The organism is Lacticaseibacillus sp. YLM2-1, from assembly GCF_056583465.1.
Genome location: NZ_CM152617.1, coordinates 1,681,128 through 1,698,719, shown reverse-complemented (window position 1 = coordinate 1,698,719; position 17,592 = coordinate 1,681,128). Strand labels below are relative to the sequence as shown.

Genomic DNA, 17,592 nt, shown 5'->3' with positions numbered 1-17,592 from the left:
TATGAATTATTCAAACTGGCGCTCTCGGTTGCAAAATTCAGCTTATGTGACCAATGCTATTTTAGCGGTTACCATTTTGGTCTTCCTTTTGGAGACTTTCTCTGGTGGCAGTACCAATAATAGCGTGTTGGTTTTCTACGGCGCGCGGCTGAATCCTTTGATTTTGTATGGTCAGTGGTGGCGATTGATGACACCAGTATTTGTCCACATCGGCTTAATGCACATTCTGGTTAACGGTTTCTCATTGTATTATTTGGGACAAATGACGGAACAACTATTTGGCCATTGGCGATTCTTTCTGTTGTACTTTATTTCGGGTTTTGCCGGTAATGTCGCGAGTTTTGCCTTTAGTCCTAACACACTTGCAGCAGGTGCCAGTACAGCAATTTTCGGTTTGCTCGGTGCCTGCTTGATGCTCGGCGACAGCTTCAAAGAAAATCCAGTGATTCGTCAGTTGGCGCGCCAATTCTTACTGTTGGTTGGCTTGAACTTACTGTTTAATCTGTTTTCCAGCGGCATTGACATTTTTGGTCACATTGGCGGTTTGCTTGGTGGCTTTCTTGCAGCAGGCATGTTGGGTGCTCCGGCACTTGGTCGCATGGGGACACCGCGGCGGATTGCTTCAGCTGTCACCTTGCTCTTCGGACTGGGCGCGTTGCTTTTCTTAGGATTTAACGCAGGCTAGTATGAAAACTTACTATGATGTTCTGCAATTATTAAAGGGGTTTGGTACGTTCATTCATGTTGGAAAGCGTGAGTGGGATATCGAACTGGCTGCACTTGAATTAGATCGGCTGCACAAAGCGCAGCTCATTGATGACAAGGTTTACCTGAATGCAAAAGTCGTGCTGCGGCATGCACACGCGCAAGAAGAGGCACATCCTTTAAATCATGAGCTGCCACTGCCCGCCGAAAAACGGAGGAATGACAAAGATGAATGACAAAAAATTAATTGGTGTCGATTTGGGCGGCACAACGGTTAAATTCGCGATCTTAACCACTGATGGTGAGATTCAACAGCGCTGGAGTATCGATACTAATATTTTGGATGAAGGCAGTCACATCTTGCCGGATATCATTGATTCGATCAACGAACATCTCAAACTCTACAACATGACACCGAATGATTTTGTCGGTATCGGTATGGGCTCACCTGGTTCAGTTGATATTGAAGCAGGCACGGTAATTGGCGCTTACAACTTGAATTGGAAAACATTGCAGCAGGCTAAGAAGGATATTGAGGCTGGTACTGGGATTCCCTTTAGTATTGATAACGACGCCAATGTTGCTGCCTTGGGCGAACGTTGGAAAGGCGCTGGCGAAAATGACGCCAATGTAACTTTCGTAACGCTTGGCACAGGCGTTGGCGGCGGCATTATTGCCGATGGTAACTTATTGCATGGTGTTGCAGGCTCAGCAGGCGAACTCGGACACGTAACTGTTGATCCGGTCAATGGTTATCTCTGTACTTGCGGCAAACGCGGTTGTCTCGAAACTGTAGCCAGTGCGACTGGCGTTGTCCGGGTGGCCCGGGATATGGCTGAAGAATTCGCTGGCGACTCCAAACTGAAGCAGACGTTAGATGATGGCGATGAGATTTCTAGCAAAATTGTTTTTGATCTTGCCAAAACCGGCGACAAACTTGCGTTGATGATTGTTGACCGGGTTAGCTACTTTCTTGGCTTGGCATTGGCAAATGTCGGCAATCTGCTGAATCCGAAATTCATCGTCATTGGTGGCGGCGTTTCAGCAGCAGGTGACTTTTTGCTGAAGCGAGTTGATAAGTATTTCAAGGAAAATACGTTCCCGAATGTTCGGGAAACAACAAGTCTGCGTCTGGCAACGCTAGGTAACACTGCTGGCGTTATCGGAGCTGCCAGCCTTGCACTTAAGTAAGCGGAAGAAGGAGTCATACACGTGTTAACTTATCTGTTAATTTTTGTTGGATTATTTCTGATTTATTGGGGTTTCAACTGGTTGTGGAGTTACTATCAAAAATCACGGTTTAAGGCTATCGGCGGCGAGATCACGCCGGATGACTTTGAACACACCATGCGTAAAGCACAGATTATTGACTTACGCGAGCGTAACGAATTCAAAGCGGGCCATATTCTCGGTGCCCGCGATATTCCTTATACGCAGTTGCGTGAACGGATGGGTGAAATGCGTCAAGATCTGCCTGTTTATCTCTATGACAAAACTGGCGTGCTCTCCTTGCGTGCTGCTCGGCGTTTACGCAAGAATGGTTTCGAAAAAATCAGTTGGCTAAAAGGCGGCTATGATAACTGGTCAGGCAAAACAAAAAAGAGCCCGACTAACTATTAGCCGCTACATAAGCGCAAGAAAAAAGCAATCGAACTTGTCGATTGCTTTTTTGCTGATAGCGGCGCTCATTATGAACATACCGCTATTAACAGCTGGTGTTGCTTAACCTTGATGAGCTGAGAAACGTTTACGGTTAGCTTTACGCCGGTTATCGTTAATTTCATCGACCTTAGTTTCCACAGGTTCGATATAGTTTTTCTTAAAGGCAAAAACGCTACCGGCAATTGCGCCAAGGGTCATCAGCGTGCCAACAAAAAAGCCACGAGCAAATTTATGTTTCATGAAAATCCCCCCTGATTAATGATCTATGATACTGTTTTTATTATACTATACTATCGGAGCTTAATGAAATGGATAAACCAGCCAAACGGATTGTCATGATTGTCGGACCGACAGCTGTCGGAAAAAGTGACCTCGGCGTTTATTTAGCCCAGCAGCTACACGGTGAAGTGATTAACGGCGACGCCTATCAGATTTATCGCCACATGGACATTGGAACGGCGAAAATCACGCCAGAAGAGATGCAAGGGGTGCCACACCATTTATTGGATATCGCTGACCCTACCGTCGCATACTCGGTCGCCAAGTTTAAAAAGGCAGCGACGGCCATGATTGATACGGTGGCTGATCGGCAACAATTACCGATTTTGGTAGGCGGTACCGGTTTTTATCTTAATAGTTTGCGCTTAAATCTGCCTTTAGGCGGGAAGGCGCCGCCGACAGCTATTCGGCAGCGCTGGCAGGTGGCGCTAGCAACAAACGGTCAATCATGGTTGTGGCAGCAATTGGCACAGCGCGACCCAGATGCTGCGCAACAAATTGCGCCGGCCAATACGCGGCGGGTGATTCGTGCCTTAGAAGTCGGTGAATTAACCGGACGGCGCTTTTCTGACCAGCCACAACCAGAGCCGTTGTTCTCGACCTTGGTCATTGGCTTAACCACGGACCGAGCCGTTTTGTATGATCGAATTAATGCACGGGTGGATGCGATGATGCAGGCCGGGTTACTCGCTGAAGTTGAGCAGCTATTAAAAACCGTGCCAGCAGATGCACAGGCCATGCAGGCTATCGGCTACAAAGAGCTAGTGCCATATCTTCACAGTCAGGCTGAATTGGCGAATTGTGTTGCACTGATTAAGCAACATTCCCGGCATTTTGCTAAACGGCAGCTGACCTATTTTCGCAATCAGATGCCGACCCATTGGTTTGATCTGGTCGCGCATCCGGAAGACAAAAATGCCATTGTTACGTTGGTGCAACATTGGCTTAAACAACGTTAACGCGAATACAGTCGTATCAATTTGGATATGAGGGCCGTCAACCAGATTGGCTAGGTTCAGCTTCGAGCAAATCTGGTTAACGCTCATCTATGCGCCGATTTCTAAACGCGCCTGTTCGCGCTCATTTAAAGGAGAAAAGTATCATGAGTTGGATGGATAAGTTTGATCCAAAATTACAGACAATGGTTAAAGAAGTTGACGCACAGATCGCGCCACAACTGGCAAAAATTGATGCGCGTATCTTGGAGAATCAGAATAAGGTTTTAACAAGTTTTCAAAACCATCATGTGGCAGAAAGTTATCTAACCGGATCAACCGGTTATGGTCATAATGATGAAGGCCGCGATGTCTTGGAGGCCATCTACGCCGATGTTTTGGGCGGCGAAGATGCACTGGTGCGGCCGCAATTTGTTTCTGGTACGCATGCAATTGGCGTTGCCTTATTAGGGTTGGTTCGGCCAGGTGACGATATTGTGTACATCACCGGTAAGCCGTACGATACCCTGCAGGAAGTACTAGGCTTAGCTGGCAACGGGATTGGCGCGCCGCAAGAATATGGCATTGGTGTTGATTATGTTGACCTGCTGCCAAACGGGGCGGTTGACGATGATGCTGTCAAAGCGCGGTTGAACGATAAGACCAAAGTGGTTGCCATTCAGCGATCTCGCGGTTATGCAACCCGCGATTCTTTCACCGTTGATCAGATCGCTGCGATGATCAAAGTTGTTCGCAGTGTTTTGCCGAACGTCTGGATTTTTGTCGATAATGCCTATGGCGAGTTCTCGGAAACCAAGGAACCACTGGAAGTCGGTGCTGATGTCATGGCCGGCTCGTTGTTTAAAAACGCAGGCGGTGGCATGGCCAAAACTGGCGGTTATATTGTCGGTAAAAAGGATCTGATTGACCGCATCAGTTATCGGTTCACGGTACCGGGTCTTGGCGGGGCTGAAGGGGCCACAGTCGATGCGTTGGCTGACATGTATCAAGGCTTCTTCATTTCGCCGCAAACCACAGGGAATGCTATTAAAGGCGCCATTTTCGAAGCAGCCTTGTTTGCTAAACTGGGGCTGGACGTCTCACCAGCTTGGGATGCACCGCGAACCGATTTGATTCAAACAGTCAACTTCGGCAATGCCGATGACATGGTGAAATTTGCTAAGGCTGTTCAAGCAAACTCGCCAGTTGACAGCTTTGTGACGCCGATTCCGGAAAAAATGGCCGGTTATGAGGATCAAGTCATTATGGCAGGCGGCACATTTGTCGCTGGCTCTACGATTGAATTTTCCGGTGATGGCCCGTTGCGCCCGCCGTATACGTTATACCTGCAAGGCGGGTTAACCTATGCGCATATTAAATTGGCGACCATGGGAGCTGCGCAGTCCACTTTCTTTGATAACTAGAATAGGATAAGCAAAAAAACGCGATCAAGCTAATTGATCGCTTTTTTTGACGGCTATGAAAGTTGTTCATGAACAACATGAACATATGGCTGACCACCTGCACGAGCGATAACGCCTTGGATTTCTGGGGTAAAGCCGGGGAAGTGCCGTATACCTTCAAAAAGTGTTTGAAAGTAACTGATCGCTTCCGGTCGCCAGCGTTCGCCAGGGACAACCACAAAGATTCCGGGCGGATAGGGCAGCGCGCCGTCGACTGCGATACGGCCCGTGGCTTGCTCCAGAGGGATGGTGTCAATTTGACCGCGAACAAAATAACGATCGGCGGCTTGCGGGGTCATGGCAGTGGGGATGGCGTTGGTGTTGGTAAACAAGTCACGTTGTTGCTCAGTTAGGTGCGCTTCTCGGAAAAAGTCCGACATGGTCTGACTTAGTTCGCGTAATGTTTGATGTGCATACGCCTCGCCAGTTTCAGCGACTAATTTTGGCAAACTTTCAGCAACGGTTTTATTTGCAAAATAATCGGCTTCAAACTGCGCTAACACTTGGCGCAATCGTTGCCAGTCTGTTCGAGCGGTTCCCGGCGTCACTAAAAAAAGCAGGCTATTTAGGTCGGCCTTTTCCGGAATAATGCCGTGGTCAAGTAAATAACGATCTACTAACCAACCGCTGATGCCAAATGCGGCTGTGTCGGGTAATAGCACGGTCACTTTACCTGGATCAAGAAATGCTTGATCAGGTTGAAGGCCTGCGAGTTGATGCCATGCAGCTTGTGGCGTCATGGACCAAGCCTCAGCAGTCTGAATGGCCTGATCAGCAGGCAAAGTTGTCAACTCAGGCGGTTCGTAAGCAGAAAAGAGTCGCGAATCGTTGAGCGAGCGGCGAAAGCCGAGTGCTGCTCGAATGGCATCTTGCCAGATTTTTTGTCCGCGAGCGCCTTGATTAATGGCAGTGTTGGCGACTAATGACGCGTAAAGCGGATAATTGTAGCTGGTCGTAACATGTTTTAAGTACGCGTGGTTGAACTGTTCGTGACCGACATATCGCGCTTGTCCCTTAATATGGGCATCTTTTTTATGAATCTGTGATGCCTGGCCAAACCCGGATTGCTGTTTGTGGACACTTTGGGTGACGATGATACCAGGGTCAGTCGGCCCAAGCGGTACCTGCAGGGGATCCATGGGCGTCATTGCTGGAATAAACGGCTCATAACCACCCCAGGCAGCATCGAAAACAATGTAGTCGGTTAAAGGCCCAAAAAGATCGATTAACTGACGGACATTTGGCACAATGCCATCAAAGGTTTCTAGTTCAAGAATTGTCAGTCGAAATGGCCGCGATTGATGTGCCTTTTCGGGAGCCACCGCTACCGCCATTTGTCGCAGACTTTCATGGGTTAGATTCTGTAAATCGATCGGACCAATCAAACCACGTTTCGTTCGAAGTGTATCCAAATAAACCGGGCGGGCATCATTTTGAACGAGTGCCGCGTTATAAAAAGATTTGTGGTTATTCCGATCGAATAAAACCAAATCGCCTGGCGTGAGCAATGCACTGGCCACAATGTTATTCGATCCAGTCGTGCCGTTGGTCACAAAATAAGTTTCATCGGCATGATATAACTGCGCGGTCGCTTCTTCGGCAGCTAGCGGGGTGCCCCCATGTGTTAACATATCGCCCAAAGAAGTGACGACATCGCTGGTATCGCTAGCGAAGAAAGATGGGCCGTAAGCCTGATGAAGTAAGTAACCTGCTGGTGCTAAGTCGTCGTAGTGACCGCTGTGGTGGCCAGGAGTCGCAAAGCTGGTTGGGTCCGCCTTCGCATAGTCCAGTAAGTCGCGAATGAATGCTGGTACCATGGTTTGCTCATAAGCTTGTGCAGCAGCAGTAATCTGAGCCATCGTTGCGGTATTAAGTGTATCGATGTTGGTGACTGTCAGCTGACCAGTGTGACTGATTGGTATCTGGCCGATGATAAAAGTTGGTAAGGGTAATTGGCTGGCCACAAGCTGAGTGAGCGTTGCAGTGTCAGAAGCATCGATGATTGCTGCGCCAAAGGCAGCTAATGGTGCCGCAGTTAAACAACGCCAATTGGTGGGCAGTATCCTTGCTGCTACTTTTTCTGAGTAGCCGATATATAAGTGCATGCCTGCGAGTTCCTTTCAAAATAGATTCAGTTGATTTTAACATAATGTTAAACGGAAAATTTTTAGAGTGACTTCAAAGACTGTGTCTTCGATGCCTTCTATTCGTGCCAACAGTCTGAGCCGGCAGTGTGATGATGTGATTGGTGGTGGGATGATAGCGACATAGCGGTTGGAAACGGTTGCGCCTTACCAGAGATGATGACCGTCTTTTTATTTATTGGTCTATGGCATCTTCATTTTGAAAACAAAAAAAGGGTATCTTTTTATTTGAATGTCAGAAAAGCTTACATCTGCCGTTGACACGCCTTATATGGTTTGATAACCTGACATTGTTGTAAAGGAGGATGCCTATGGCTGAGATCGCTGATCTGAGAACGCGATCGGTTCTGCCGATTGGTACAGTCATGTTATTGACTGATTTAACCGCGCGCCAGATTCGTTATTATGAAGCGCAAGGGTTGGTTCAACCTGCACGAAACGCTGGTAATCATCGGACATACTCGCTGAATAATGTTAATGAATTGCTTGAGATTCGCAGTCAAATGGCAGACGGTTTCACGCTTGCCGACGTAAAGCGACTCAAGCATCCCCGACATCATGAAGACAGCGATGCCGAAGTGCGGCAAGTACTGCGAGACGAGTTGTTAAACCAGAGTCGACTGAACCAGAGTCCCGATCCCGGTCCAGCCATAGGCTTCCGCCAATCACACTAAAGATAGGAGTTCACGTATATGGCAAGAAAAACAATTACCGCTGATGAGATTCGTCAGACTGTTAAGGATGAAAATGTTTTGTTCCTGCGCCTGATGTTCACTGACATTAACGGAATCGTTAAGAACGTTGAGGTCCCAATTTCTCAATTGGAGAAGGTTCTCAATAACAAGATCACCTTTGATGGCTCCTCGATTGATGGCTTTGTCCGGATCGAAGAAAGCGATATGCTACTGTTTCCGGATCTCGACACATGGTTATTGTTCCCTTGGGAAAACGATCACGGTAAGATTGCGCGTTTGATCTGCTCCGTTCATCGTCCTGATGGCAGTCCCTTTGCTGGTGATCCACGGAATAACTTGATTCGGGTCGTGAACGAAATGAAGGAGGCTGGTTTTACTTCATTTAATATTGGACCAGAACCAGAATTCTTCCTGTTTAAGATGGATGAAAATGGCAATCCGACGACTCAGTTGAACGACAAGGGCTCCTACTTTGATTTTGCACCATTAGATTTAGGCGAAAACTGTCGGCGTGATATCGTCCTTGAACTCGAAAAAATGGGCTTTGAAGTCGAAGCTTCTCACCATGAAGTTGCGCCAGGCCAGCATGAAATTGACTTCAAGTATGCTGATGCCTTAGAGGCTGCTGACAACATTCAAACCTTTAAACTTGTGGTTAAAACGATTGCCCGCAAGCATGGGCTTTATGCAACCTTCATGCCAAAACCACTCCACGGTATTAACGGTAGTGGGATGCATATCAACATGAGTCTTTTCCATGACAAGGGCAATGCTTTCTTCGATGCCAATACGGATGACCAGTTGAGCGAAACTGCCATGCATTTTCTCGCCGGGGTTCTGCGTCACGCTTATGCTTTAACCGCTATTAATAACCCAACTGTGAACTCCTACAAGCGTTTGGTTCCTGGTTTTGAAGCGCCAGTTTATGTTGCTTGGTCAGGCAAGAACCGGTCACCGTTGATTCGTGTGCCACAATCTCGTGGATTGTCCACGCGACTGGAACTGCGGTCAGTTGATCCAACCGCTAATCCATACTTAGCCATCGCCGGGATTCTCCAAGCCGGTTTAGATGGTGTGACTAAGAAATTGAAGCCGGAAGAAGCCGTTGATCGCAACATTTATCGGATGCAAGACGATGAACGGAAAGCAAATCATATTCAAGACCTCCCATCAACTTTGCACAATGCTTTGAAGGCATTAGCGGCTGATGATGTGGTCAAGGCTGCCCTGGGTAAACATTTGTATCAAAGTTTCATGGACTCAAAGAACCTCGAATGGTCCGCTTATCGTCAGCAGGTTTCTGAATGGGAACGGCAACAATATCTGGAGCTTTACTAAACCAGACAACCCAAAAGCTGTTGCTGTCACCGTTGAAGCAAGTTGATTGAACAGTTAAGTAAGAAAAAAGGAGATGTCAGGCCGACTCGGCGCTTGATATCTCCTTTTTTGATGCATTATGCATGAAAAAACTGGTGAGCATCTTATTAAGTTAAATGCGGTAAGGGAGGGTGATGCTGCTATTAGCCAAATCAATTTGATAATGAGTTGTTTTGATCGGGCGAATAGTTTGGGCCATATCTGCCCCATGAATGACCAAAGCGAGTTGACGACCAGCTGGCAGATGATAATGGGTGGGTTGGAGATCCAAACTGATATGGAACGGTTGGCCGGGCGTAATCCTTTGCACTTCGTAAGCATTTTTTGGGTTTTGCAGGTTGATATGGCCAAGCGAGATCAACTTGCTTGGTGTCGGTTTAGCCGTTGGTTTGAATTCGAGAACGTCTGTTGTTTTATAATCAAAACCAAGTTGAAGACCGTTTAAGGCTACCGTTGCCGCGGTTTCACCGAATCGCTTGGCCATTCCTAAATCAATGAGGCGAACACTGAGAATACCTGTTGGGGCATCAATGGCCAGCGTTAGCTCTAAGTGCGGAATGCCTTCCAGTGTTTGGTCGCGCTCAAGTGGCGGCTGCGTGAGCCACAAGCGGCTATTGGCATAAGCACTGTTAGGGGTGATGATGGCAGTCTCGAAACTGGCACTGGTATCATGCTGGGCATTAAAAGTTGCTGTTGCGTGATCGGTAAATTGATCAGTGGCCGCCTCGAAATCCGTTTTTAGATTGCGAGTGTTGGTCACATGCTCTGCTGCTGGGCTGGCAAAATTCTGATAGGCCGACCAAGTCTGAACAGCAACATTATCTTGCACAACAACATTTGGTAAAACATCTTCGGCGCCATTCGCCTCACCAAGCAATTCATGTGTGAGCCACAAATTCATCATATCTAGAAAATCTAATGAGCGAACATTGTGGACGTAAACGTGCTGGCCTTGATGCAAAACCAGTTTCTTTTGAATTGGCAGGTCTGCGATGGCCTCCCAAAACTTGATGGCGTTTGTAGGTTTTACGTTCCAATCATTAAGACCATGGATCAACACCACATCTGCCTTGACCTTGTTAGCGTTTTTCCGGTAGTTGCGCGCATCCCACCATGTGTTGTAAGCGCCAGTTGTTCGATCCTGATCGTGAGTGATCGTAGCAAGATGCTTTTCCCAAGCTTGTTTGATGTTAATCAGGTCGCCGCCAGACTTTTGCCGGGAGAAGGTATCCACAGCCAGAACATCCGCATCTTCACCTTGGAAACCACCAGGGGCCACTACGAGACCATTTTCACGGTAGTAGTCATACCAGCTGGAAATGCCAGCGTCGGCAACAATTGTCTTGAGACCGTCAACCCCAGTTGTGGCCGCCGCCATGGCTAAGGTAGCCAGGTAGGATTTGCCGGTCATAGCGACAAGACCGGTTGACCACCAAGCTTTTATGGTAATACCATCTGTTCGGTTCGTAAAAGCGCGGCGTTTACCGGTTAACCACTCGATGACAGCAACAGCACCATCGGTTTCTTCTGGGCCACCGGTTGTCCGGAAGCCGTCGGAATAGCGAGTGCCAACACCTGCCGAATAAACCACAGCAAAGCCACGGGCGAGAAAATAATCGTTAAAGGCATACATACTGTTTTCTTCGGCATAAGCTTCGGCCTGTGTCGCCTCGCCATTAACTGGATGATGAGGCAAGTTGGCAGGCTCTTCAGGATTTGCCGTAACTTCAGCTTTCGAGGCTCCGTGTGTTTTAACAGCTAAGGTCGTTTCCGGCACGTGCGTCACTGCAGTCACATCGTTGGTTCCATGAAAATACGGATTTGCAGTAAATAACACGGGCACTTTAAGCCCTTGATCTGTGGCTTTCGGGCGGTAAATAGTCGCTTCGAGCAAGTCGCGTTGGCCATCGTGATCGGTATCCATATCCGATTCGATCCAAACAACTTCACGAACCGCCTGCCGCGCATCAAAAACTTGTTGGACTTTGCCGTTAAAAAGAAGGTGGATCGGTTTTTTCTGTTTTTTCTGGAAGTCTTTTAAAAAACCGCGATTAGCTAGATCATCCAAATAACTAACCAAATGCTTGGTTCGCGTATTTAACAATAGATAAACAGCCTTGAGCAAATCAGCGGTGCTCGTTAGATCGTGATCGAGGCTTGGTAACTTGGTTGCAGTCATCATTTTAAATGGATCATTCAGGTCAAAGTCAGTGAAAGCTTCGAAGCCAAGTAGTTGTAGCGCCACATTATAAAAGTCACGGCGCGTCATTTTGGATGGCTTTTTCGCCAACCATGCTGCTAGTGTTTGGTCCATGTTGACTGCTACTTGGGCGAGCTTATCTTCCTTTGCGGCTAAAGTATAAGCCTCTGGAAAAAAAGCATTGAAAAGGTCGGTCGCACTTTGACTAAAAGTGTCATCAGGATCGGCTTGCAGGCCAATCTGCTTAAGCTCCGCTACTTGCACCTTGAAGTCAGGTGTCAAACGGGCAAATTGATTTAATTTCATCAGCATTGTCTTCCTTTATGAGAAAATTGTGATAAATTCAGTGTAGCGGTCTCATTGACTGCTTTCAACTATATCCGTCTAACTTGCGTATCGGATGATCTTCCTCATAGAACCCGTTGACGGCCTGTCGCGCTTCTCGTATACTTAATAACGATTTGTACCAGTAGCTCAGTTGGATAGAGCAACGGTCTTCTAAACCGTTTGTCCCGGGTTCGAATCCCGGCTGGTACATAAAACTTACAACTGCCATGAAGCATTGCTGCGACAACGGGCTATCCGTGACTAAGCAGGAGAACAATGCATCAGGCTTTTTTTATTCCTACGAGTTGTTAGTTCGAAATGTTGACATGAGTCACGACAATGAAGGTGTTTATTGATGGAAATGGGTCCAATTTCAGAGTGGGTTGCGGGTATATCTGAATTTCTTGCCGTTTGTGTTGCCTTGTTTTTACCTTATTATCACAAGCGTAAAGAGGAACAAAGAAAAGTCCGAAATTTGAAAACGGCCATTAAAAAGTTAGGTGCAGAGGCAATGGTAGGCGATCAGGATGCCATCAAAGCCTTAAACATCTACTTAATTGTTTCTTTTTTGAGTGATACAAATGCTGATATTGAAGCATTAGTCATTCAAGGTCGCGAATTGCTTGATCAAGTCAAAAAGTTACCGGCCAAGACCGATGGCACGTACGACGAGGCCATGACCAAGGCTAAATTGCTTTTAAATCAGATTAGTTAAAGCCGGTTTGAGCGTTGCTAGCTTGATTTATCCCGTCAAAAGCAAGTCAGTTAGCAATCGTTGTGTTTTTTAATGCTTGACATACTAACAAAAAGTGAGTAGTATAACCTTCATCGCTACCTGAGACCATTCAAACTATTTTTTAAAGAATGGAGGGATTACGATGTCATATCGAATCCAACTCAACATGAAGACGCAAGAATTTATCGCTATTGACTCAAGCAATGCTAAACACATTGGAAAAGGCAACACGATCGAAAAAGCGTTACAACAATTGAAGAAGTAACTGAAGGCTGCTGAACTGAACAATCAGCGGCTTTTTTTGTGCCGTCGTTTCAAAGGCTTACGAGTCAAAATACTTGGAAGCTTTTCCGAGAACAAACCATTTCTTTTCAGCAATGGTGTTTTAAGTGATAGCTAAAGGGGCTTTTGGCAACAATGCGGCCTCCAAAATTCAAAAGTTCAGTAAAATAATTGCGCGCATCTATGGTATATTAAAGGTCCTTGGCAGGGGCAGGCTCGGAGATCTTTTCTGAGCCTTTTTCTTTTGCCGTTTTGCTCAATTAAACGATTTCTTGTTGAAAGAAGATGGCTCGTATATAATTCTTCAAGGAGGTGACAGCTTATCATTATATTACTTAACCTTTTAATTCTTCTCGTGACCGGTGCTTTGCTGATCGTTGTGACCACACAATTGGCTCAACCGGTCAATTGGATTGTGGATGCTATTCTAGTCATTAGTTTACTGTTAATTAATGCCGCACTTGGTGGTTGGATGACCATCTTTACGATGATATACATCCTTTACATGCTGGCAGTCATTGCTGGTGTCTGGCTTTTTCGAAAAAGGCACAGTTGATGGTTTCTAGATTAAAACGTGATTACTGAAGGCGGTGCCGTGGCTTTCAACTTTTGGTTGAAACGCGTTCGCTAGCCCAGAAACATCCATATGAGAGTCTTGAAGGTGGCATGTTTAAAAAGCAGCACGGCTTGTGACATACCGGTTTCTAAACGCACCAATCTACGCGCTTGTTGTTTGTCTTGCAACTTGACGTCGTCTCTGGTAATATTAGTCCGTTGTATTTGGCACCCCTCCTATGCAACCGCACAATGTTGGGTTTTTAAGCGTAAGCACCCAACTTGGCGAGTCTTCAGGGGAAAAGCCGAAAGGCAAAACAGGAGGTGCACACAGTGTACGCAATTATCAAAACCGGCGGCAAGCAATACAAGGCAGAGGTTGGCGAAGCCATCTATGTCGAAAAACTCGACGCTGACGAAGGCAAACAAGTTACTTTTGATGAAGTCATCATGGTTGCAGGCGAAGGTGACGCCAAGATTGGCACACCAACCGTCAAAGGCGCGACCGTAACTGGCAAGGTCGAAAAACAAGGGCGCGAGAAAAAGGTTGTTACTTACAAGTACAAGCCTAAGAAGCACTCTCATCAAAAGAAGGGTCACCGTCAACCATACACGAAGGTCGTTATTGACGCGATCAACGCTTAAGAGGTCAGCATAGTTATGATCAAGGCAATTTTTCATCGAGATGAACATGGTGATATCGTCAGCTTCTCGTTGACGGGTCATGCCGATGCCGGTAAAACCGGTAAGGATATTGTATGTGCCGCTGTTTCTGCGGTGAGCATTGGTGCCGTTAACGGCATTGAAGGCTTAGCAGGGTTTGAACCTGATGTCATTGCGGATGAAGTCCATGGTGGGCATCTCCAGATGGCAATTAAAACCGCCATTACCGGCGAACAGCTACACATCAGTCAGATTCTGTTGGAAAATTTATTGCTCGAATTACAGAGCATCCAAGACCAATATCCTGATCGTTTGACGATTACTACTAAACAACTTGAACAAAATTAATCCTCGGAGGTGTACGTTATGTTAAAGATGAATCTGCAATTCTTCTCTCACCATAAAGGTGGCGGCTCAACATCCAACGGTCGTAATTCTGCTGGCCGGCGTTTGGGCAGCAAGCGTGCCGATGGCCAATTCGTTAAGGCAGGCAATATCTTGTATCGTCAGCGCGGTACCAAGATTCACCCTGGCGAAAACGTTGGTCGCGGCGGCGATGATACCTTGTTCGCGACTGCTGACGGCGTTGTAAAATTTGAACGCTTCGGCCGTGACAAGAAGAAGGTTTCAGTTTATCCGGCAGCAGCTGCTGAATAAAGACTAGACGTCCCGGTAACGGGGCGTCTTTTTTTCAGAGAAAACAAAGCATGAGTCAGTAAAGGAGCGATTTGGATGGATCGAATGACAGCATTGCAGGCGCGAATTCAGGATAAAAAACTGGATGGCTTTTTTGTTACCGATGCGAAGAACGTGACTTATTTGACCGGCTTTACAGGTGAAGAAAGCACCTTGCTTGTAACCCCGCAAAAGGCTTATTTTGTGACTGATTCGCGATTTACCGAACAGTTTAAGCAGCAAGTACATAATGCCGAAATGATTTTGCATCAGGACAGCATGTTTAAGGCCGTTGGCAAGCTGGCCAATCGCTTGCAACTGACTAGAATCGGTTTTGAAGCAGTTCACTTAAATTATGCCGATTATGAAGCATTTGATTTGCTCACACAAGGAACTTTAGTACCAACCCGTGACTTTGTCGAAACGCAACGCGAGATCAAGGATGCCAATGAATTGGCGTTAATCACACAAGCTATCGCTATTGCCGAAAAGGGCTATCAACATGTCATTGCTACGATCAAACCAGGCATGCGTGAAATTGATGTCGCCAATGACTTAGATTTCTTCATGCGCGGACTTGGCGCCAGCAATGTTTCTTTTGAAACGATTGTCGCTTCCGGGACGCGCTCAGCGATGCCCCATGGTGCGGCAACAGAGAAGAAAATTGAAAAAGGCGATATTGTCACGCTTGACTGGGGGTGTATCTACCACGGATACATGTCTGATTTAACCCGCACGTTTGCGGTGGGCGAACCAGATCCTAGGTTGAAGACCATTTATCAAATTGTCTATCAAACGAATCAAAAAGTGCAAAAAGCTTTAAAACCAGGTGTTCTTGGCCGAGTCATCAATGACTTAGCTCACAACACAATCAATGATGCTGGTTATGGGAAGTACTTTGGCCACGGAACAGGCCATGGCATCGGTTTGTCAATTCATGAAGGACCCGGCGCTTGGGGACCGTATCTAGACGTGCCGGCTGCTAAGGGCAATGTTGTCACGGATGAGCCTGGTATTTATGTACCGGATCTTGGCGGCGTTCGGATTGAGGACGATTTATTAGTGACTGCTGCGGGTAGTCAAAGCTTGAGTCAACCAGCACCTAGTGAGTTGTTGGTGCTGTAAGTTACGTGCCAGAAGCTGACTTGTGAGTCAAATCGGTTAGCTTATTGATTTTTGGCTAAAACGCGTTCGCAGGTGCAGAAACCTACACATAAGAACCTCAAGCCTAAATGGCCAAAACCCGACCATTTAGGCTTGAGGCCGCTTATGCTCCGGTTTCTAAACGCGCCTGCTCACGCTCTGCTGTTGCAAGCATTCGCAGTGCTTGCTAGAATAGGTTTAGTTTACGACTGAATGTATGGAGGAAGTTCATGATATCTGTTAATGATTTTAAAAATGGTTTGACGATTGAGGTCGACGGTGACCTTTGGCGAATTGTCGAGTTTCAGCATGTTAAGCCAGGTAAGGGTTCTGCTTTCGTGCGTTCAACCCTTAAGAACCTGCGTACAGGTGCCGTTCAAGAAAAAACGTTCCGCTCAACTGAAAAAGTTGAAAAGGCGCAAATTGACAGCAAGAATATGCAATACTTGTATGCCGATGGGGACAATTATGTCTTCATGGATACCGATACTTATGACCAATTGACGCTTCCCGGCGACGAGATCCGCGATCAATTGAATTATTTGAAAGAAAATATGAATGTCAAAATTATCATGCATGGTAATGAAACGCTTGGAATTGAGTTGCCAAAGACTGTTGATTTAGTGGTTAAAGAAACCGAACCTGGCATTCGTGGCAACACAAGTAGCGGTGGTTCTAAACCAGCAACGATGGAAACAGGGTTGGTCGTGCAGGTACCGTTTTTCATCAATGTTGACGATGTTTTAACGATCAATACTGATGATGGCACCTACATTTCACGCGCCAACAACTAGGGCTTAGGAGGTTCTCACGATGGCTGAAGAAACAAATATCATATTAGCGAATCGCACCGATGCACAGGGGACTATTGAGATTGTTCCTGAAGTTTTGGAAGTCATCTTGGGCATCGCGGCTAGTCAAGTAGATGGTGTTTATCAAATGCGCGGCTCACTGGGTGCTTCAATTAACGCCTGGTTCGGCCGGGCTAATCATGGCAAAGGCGTCAGTGTGACGGTGACGGATGATCAGATTGCCGCTGACGTTTATGTGTATCTAGACTATGGCGTCTCGGTTCCTAAAGTGGCACTGACGATGCAGGAACGGTTACGGGAACAGCTTTTGTTCATGACAGATTTGACGCTCAGCGAGGTTAATGTCCACGTTGTTGGCATCATTCCAGAAAAAGCTGAAAAAGTTGACCCTGATAATCTGTTCAACGACGATGATACCGACACTGACGATGCAGAAAGCGCTAGCGGCAAGGATGACGAATAAGATGGAATCACGACATGCGATCCGTGAGGCTGCTTTTCAGGCGCTGTTTGCCTTGGCAACCAATCCGGAAGCTGATAAAGATGCGGTGTATGCCGAAGTTTTACCTCAAGATACCGAGGTACCGGCTTATTTAACCACGCTGGTTGAGGGCGTTTTGAGTAAACAGGCTGATTTGGATGCTGCCTTGACGCCGCAATTAAAAAAAGGCTGGACCCTTAGTCGCTTGACGAAGCCGGATTTAATCATCCTGCGATTAGGTCTATACGAAATTCGTTATGAAGAAGCGATGCCGGAAGCTGCGGCGATTAATGAGGCCATCAATTTGGCAAAGCGTTACAGCGATGATCAATCAGCCAAGTTTGTGAATGGCATTTTGGCGAACTTCATCCAAGCAACGCCGCAAGCATAAGTCAACCGGTCAAAGGTATTTGCTTTGACCGGTTTTGATTTATCTTGCTTTGGTCGTACTATGTTCG

Annotated in this window: 21 protein-coding genes, 1 tRNA gene and 1 other annotated feature; of the genes, 19 read left to right on the top strand and 3 right to left on the bottom strand. The window is 46.7% G+C overall.

The annotated features are described in order from the left end of the window. Position 1 precedes the first annotated feature (1 nt). From AC07KQ_RS08245 to AC07KQ_RS08230, 4 genes are read left to right on the top strand one after another with little or no spacing between them, the layout of a single operon-like run. Complete coding sequence (locus tag AC07KQ_RS08245; RefSeq protein ID WP_003564613.1) at positions 2-685, top strand: rhomboid family intramembrane serine protease; 684 nt, start codon at positions 2-4, stop codon at positions 683-685. 1 nt (position 686) lies between these two features. Beyond that, positions 687-941, top strand: a complete 255-nt coding sequence (locus AC07KQ_RS08240) for a YqgQ family protein (RefSeq protein WP_003579510.1) — start codon at positions 687-689, stop codon at positions 939-941. Then, entirely contained in the window at positions 934-1,896 is a 963-nt protein-coding gene (locus AC07KQ_RS08235) for an ROK family glucokinase (RefSeq protein WP_003564617.1), read from the top strand. The genes AC07KQ_RS08240 and AC07KQ_RS08235 overlap by 8 nt, the downstream gene beginning before the upstream one ends. 21 nt (positions 1,897-1,917) lie before the next feature. Beyond that, positions 1,918-2,325, top strand: a complete 408-nt coding sequence (locus AC07KQ_RS08230; protein WP_003579508.1) for a rhodanese-like domain-containing protein — start codon at positions 1,918-1,920, stop codon at positions 2,323-2,325. Between the two features lie 102 nt (positions 2,326-2,427). Here AC07KQ_RS08230 and AC07KQ_RS08225 read toward each other — a convergent pair whose 3' ends face one another. Next, positions 2,428-2,607, bottom strand: coding sequence for a DUF3042 family protein (locus AC07KQ_RS08225; RefSeq protein WP_003564621.1), 180 nt, complete (start codon positions 2,605-2,607; stop codon positions 2,428-2,430). 68 nt (positions 2,608-2,675) lie between these two features. Here AC07KQ_RS08225 and miaA point away from each other — a divergent pair, with 68 nt between their 5' ends. Further along, on the top strand, positions 2,676-3,605 hold the full coding sequence (miaA, locus tag AC07KQ_RS08220) for a tRNA (adenosine(37)-N6)-dimethylallyltransferase MiaA (protein WP_016387939.1): 930 nt from the start codon (positions 2,676-2,678) through the stop codon (positions 3,603-3,605). Positions 3,606-3,748: 143 nt separating this feature from the next. Continuing rightward, positions 3,749-5,005 carry a methionine gamma-lyase family protein gene (locus AC07KQ_RS08215; protein ID WP_016387938.1) on the top strand — a complete coding sequence of 419 codons (1,257 nt, stop codon included), beginning with the start codon at positions 3,749-3,751 and terminating at the stop codon, positions 5,003-5,005. A gap of 53 nt (positions 5,006-5,058) precedes the next feature. Here AC07KQ_RS08215 and AC07KQ_RS08210 read toward each other — a convergent pair whose 3' ends face one another. Further along, positions 5,059-7,149, bottom strand: a complete 2,091-nt coding sequence (locus tag AC07KQ_RS08210; protein WP_016387937.1) for an Orn/Lys/Arg family decarboxylase — start codon at positions 7,147-7,149, stop codon at positions 5,059-5,061. A gap of 350 nt (positions 7,150-7,499) precedes the next feature. Between AC07KQ_RS08210 and AC07KQ_RS08205 the strand changes: the two genes are divergently transcribed. After that, positions 7,500-7,862, top strand: a complete 363-nt coding sequence (locus AC07KQ_RS08205; protein WP_003564630.1) for a MerR family transcriptional regulator — start codon at positions 7,500-7,502, stop codon at positions 7,860-7,862. Between the two features lie 18 nt (positions 7,863-7,880). Beyond that, positions 7,881-9,221 carry a type I glutamate--ammonia ligase gene (gene glnA / locus AC07KQ_RS08200; protein ID WP_003564632.1) on the top strand — a complete coding sequence of 447 codons (1,341 nt, stop codon included), beginning with the start codon at positions 7,881-7,883 and terminating at the stop codon, positions 9,219-9,221. A gap of 151 nt (positions 9,222-9,372) precedes the next feature. On the opposite strand, the gene AC07KQ_RS08195 is transcribed toward glnA, so the two are convergent. Beyond that, positions 9,373-11,766 carry a Xaa-Pro dipeptidyl-peptidase gene (locus AC07KQ_RS08195; RefSeq protein WP_480156537.1) on the bottom strand — a complete coding sequence of 798 codons (2,394 nt, stop codon included), beginning with the start codon at positions 11,764-11,766 and terminating at the stop codon, positions 9,373-9,375. A 157-nt stretch (positions 11,767-11,923) separates the two neighbouring features. Here AC07KQ_RS08195 and AC07KQ_RS08190 point away from each other — a divergent pair. From AC07KQ_RS08190 to nusB, 11 genes are all read left to right on the top strand, one after another. Beyond that, positions 11,924-11,997 (top strand) — tRNA-Arg (locus tag AC07KQ_RS08190). Between the two features lie 145 nt (positions 11,998-12,142). After that, positions 12,143-12,502: a hypothetical protein gene (locus AC07KQ_RS08185; protein ID WP_019913722.1), complete on the top strand. Its 360-nt coding sequence runs from the start codon at positions 12,143-12,145 to the stop codon at positions 12,500-12,502. A gap of 163 nt (positions 12,503-12,665) precedes the next feature. Beyond that, positions 12,666-12,788 carry a hypothetical protein gene (locus tag AC07KQ_RS08180; protein WP_003564638.1) on the top strand — a complete coding sequence of 41 codons (123 nt, stop codon included), beginning with the start codon at positions 12,666-12,668 and terminating at the stop codon, positions 12,786-12,788. Between the two features lie 372 nt (positions 12,789-13,160). After that, positions 13,161-13,361 (top strand): hypothetical protein, encoded by a 201-nt coding sequence (locus AC07KQ_RS08175; protein WP_003564640.1) that lies wholly within the window; start codon positions 13,161-13,163, stop codon positions 13,359-13,361. A gap of 232 nt (positions 13,362-13,593) precedes the next feature. Beyond that, positions 13,594-13,663, top strand: a sequence feature (ribosomal protein L21 leader region). 30 nt (positions 13,664-13,693) lie between these two features. Next, positions 13,694-14,005, top strand: a complete 312-nt coding sequence (gene rplU / locus AC07KQ_RS08170) for a 50S ribosomal protein L21 (RefSeq protein ID WP_003564642.1) — start codon at positions 13,694-13,696, stop codon at positions 14,003-14,005. 15 nt (positions 14,006-14,020) lie between these two features. After that, positions 14,021-14,371 carry a ribosomal-processing cysteine protease Prp gene (locus AC07KQ_RS08165; protein ID WP_003564644.1) on the top strand — a complete coding sequence of 117 codons (351 nt, stop codon included), beginning with the start codon at positions 14,021-14,023 and terminating at the stop codon, positions 14,369-14,371. Between the two features lie 18 nt (positions 14,372-14,389). Continuing rightward, positions 14,390-14,680, top strand: a complete 291-nt coding sequence (gene rpmA / locus AC07KQ_RS08160; RefSeq protein ID WP_003564659.1) for a 50S ribosomal protein L27 — start codon at positions 14,390-14,392, stop codon at positions 14,678-14,680. Positions 14,681-14,755: 75 nt separating this feature from the next. Continuing rightward, positions 14,756-15,823, top strand: a complete 1,068-nt coding sequence (locus AC07KQ_RS08155; RefSeq protein ID WP_016388338.1) for a M24 family metallopeptidase — start codon at positions 14,756-14,758, stop codon at positions 15,821-15,823. Positions 15,824-16,071: 248 nt separating this feature from the next. Beyond that, complete coding sequence (efp, locus tag AC07KQ_RS08150; protein ID WP_003564662.1) at positions 16,072-16,635, top strand: elongation factor P; 564 nt, start codon at positions 16,072-16,074, stop codon at positions 16,633-16,635. Between the two features lie 19 nt (positions 16,636-16,654). Then, positions 16,655-17,116, top strand: coding sequence for an Asp23/Gls24 family envelope stress response protein (locus tag AC07KQ_RS08145; RefSeq protein ID WP_003564665.1), 462 nt, complete (start codon positions 16,655-16,657; stop codon positions 17,114-17,116). Position 17,117: 1 nt separating this feature from the next. Continuing rightward, complete coding sequence (nusB, locus tag AC07KQ_RS08140; RefSeq protein WP_003579493.1) at positions 17,118-17,525, top strand: transcription antitermination factor NusB; 408 nt, start codon at positions 17,118-17,120, stop codon at positions 17,523-17,525. The last annotated feature ends 67 nt before the right edge of the window (positions 17,526-17,592 follow it).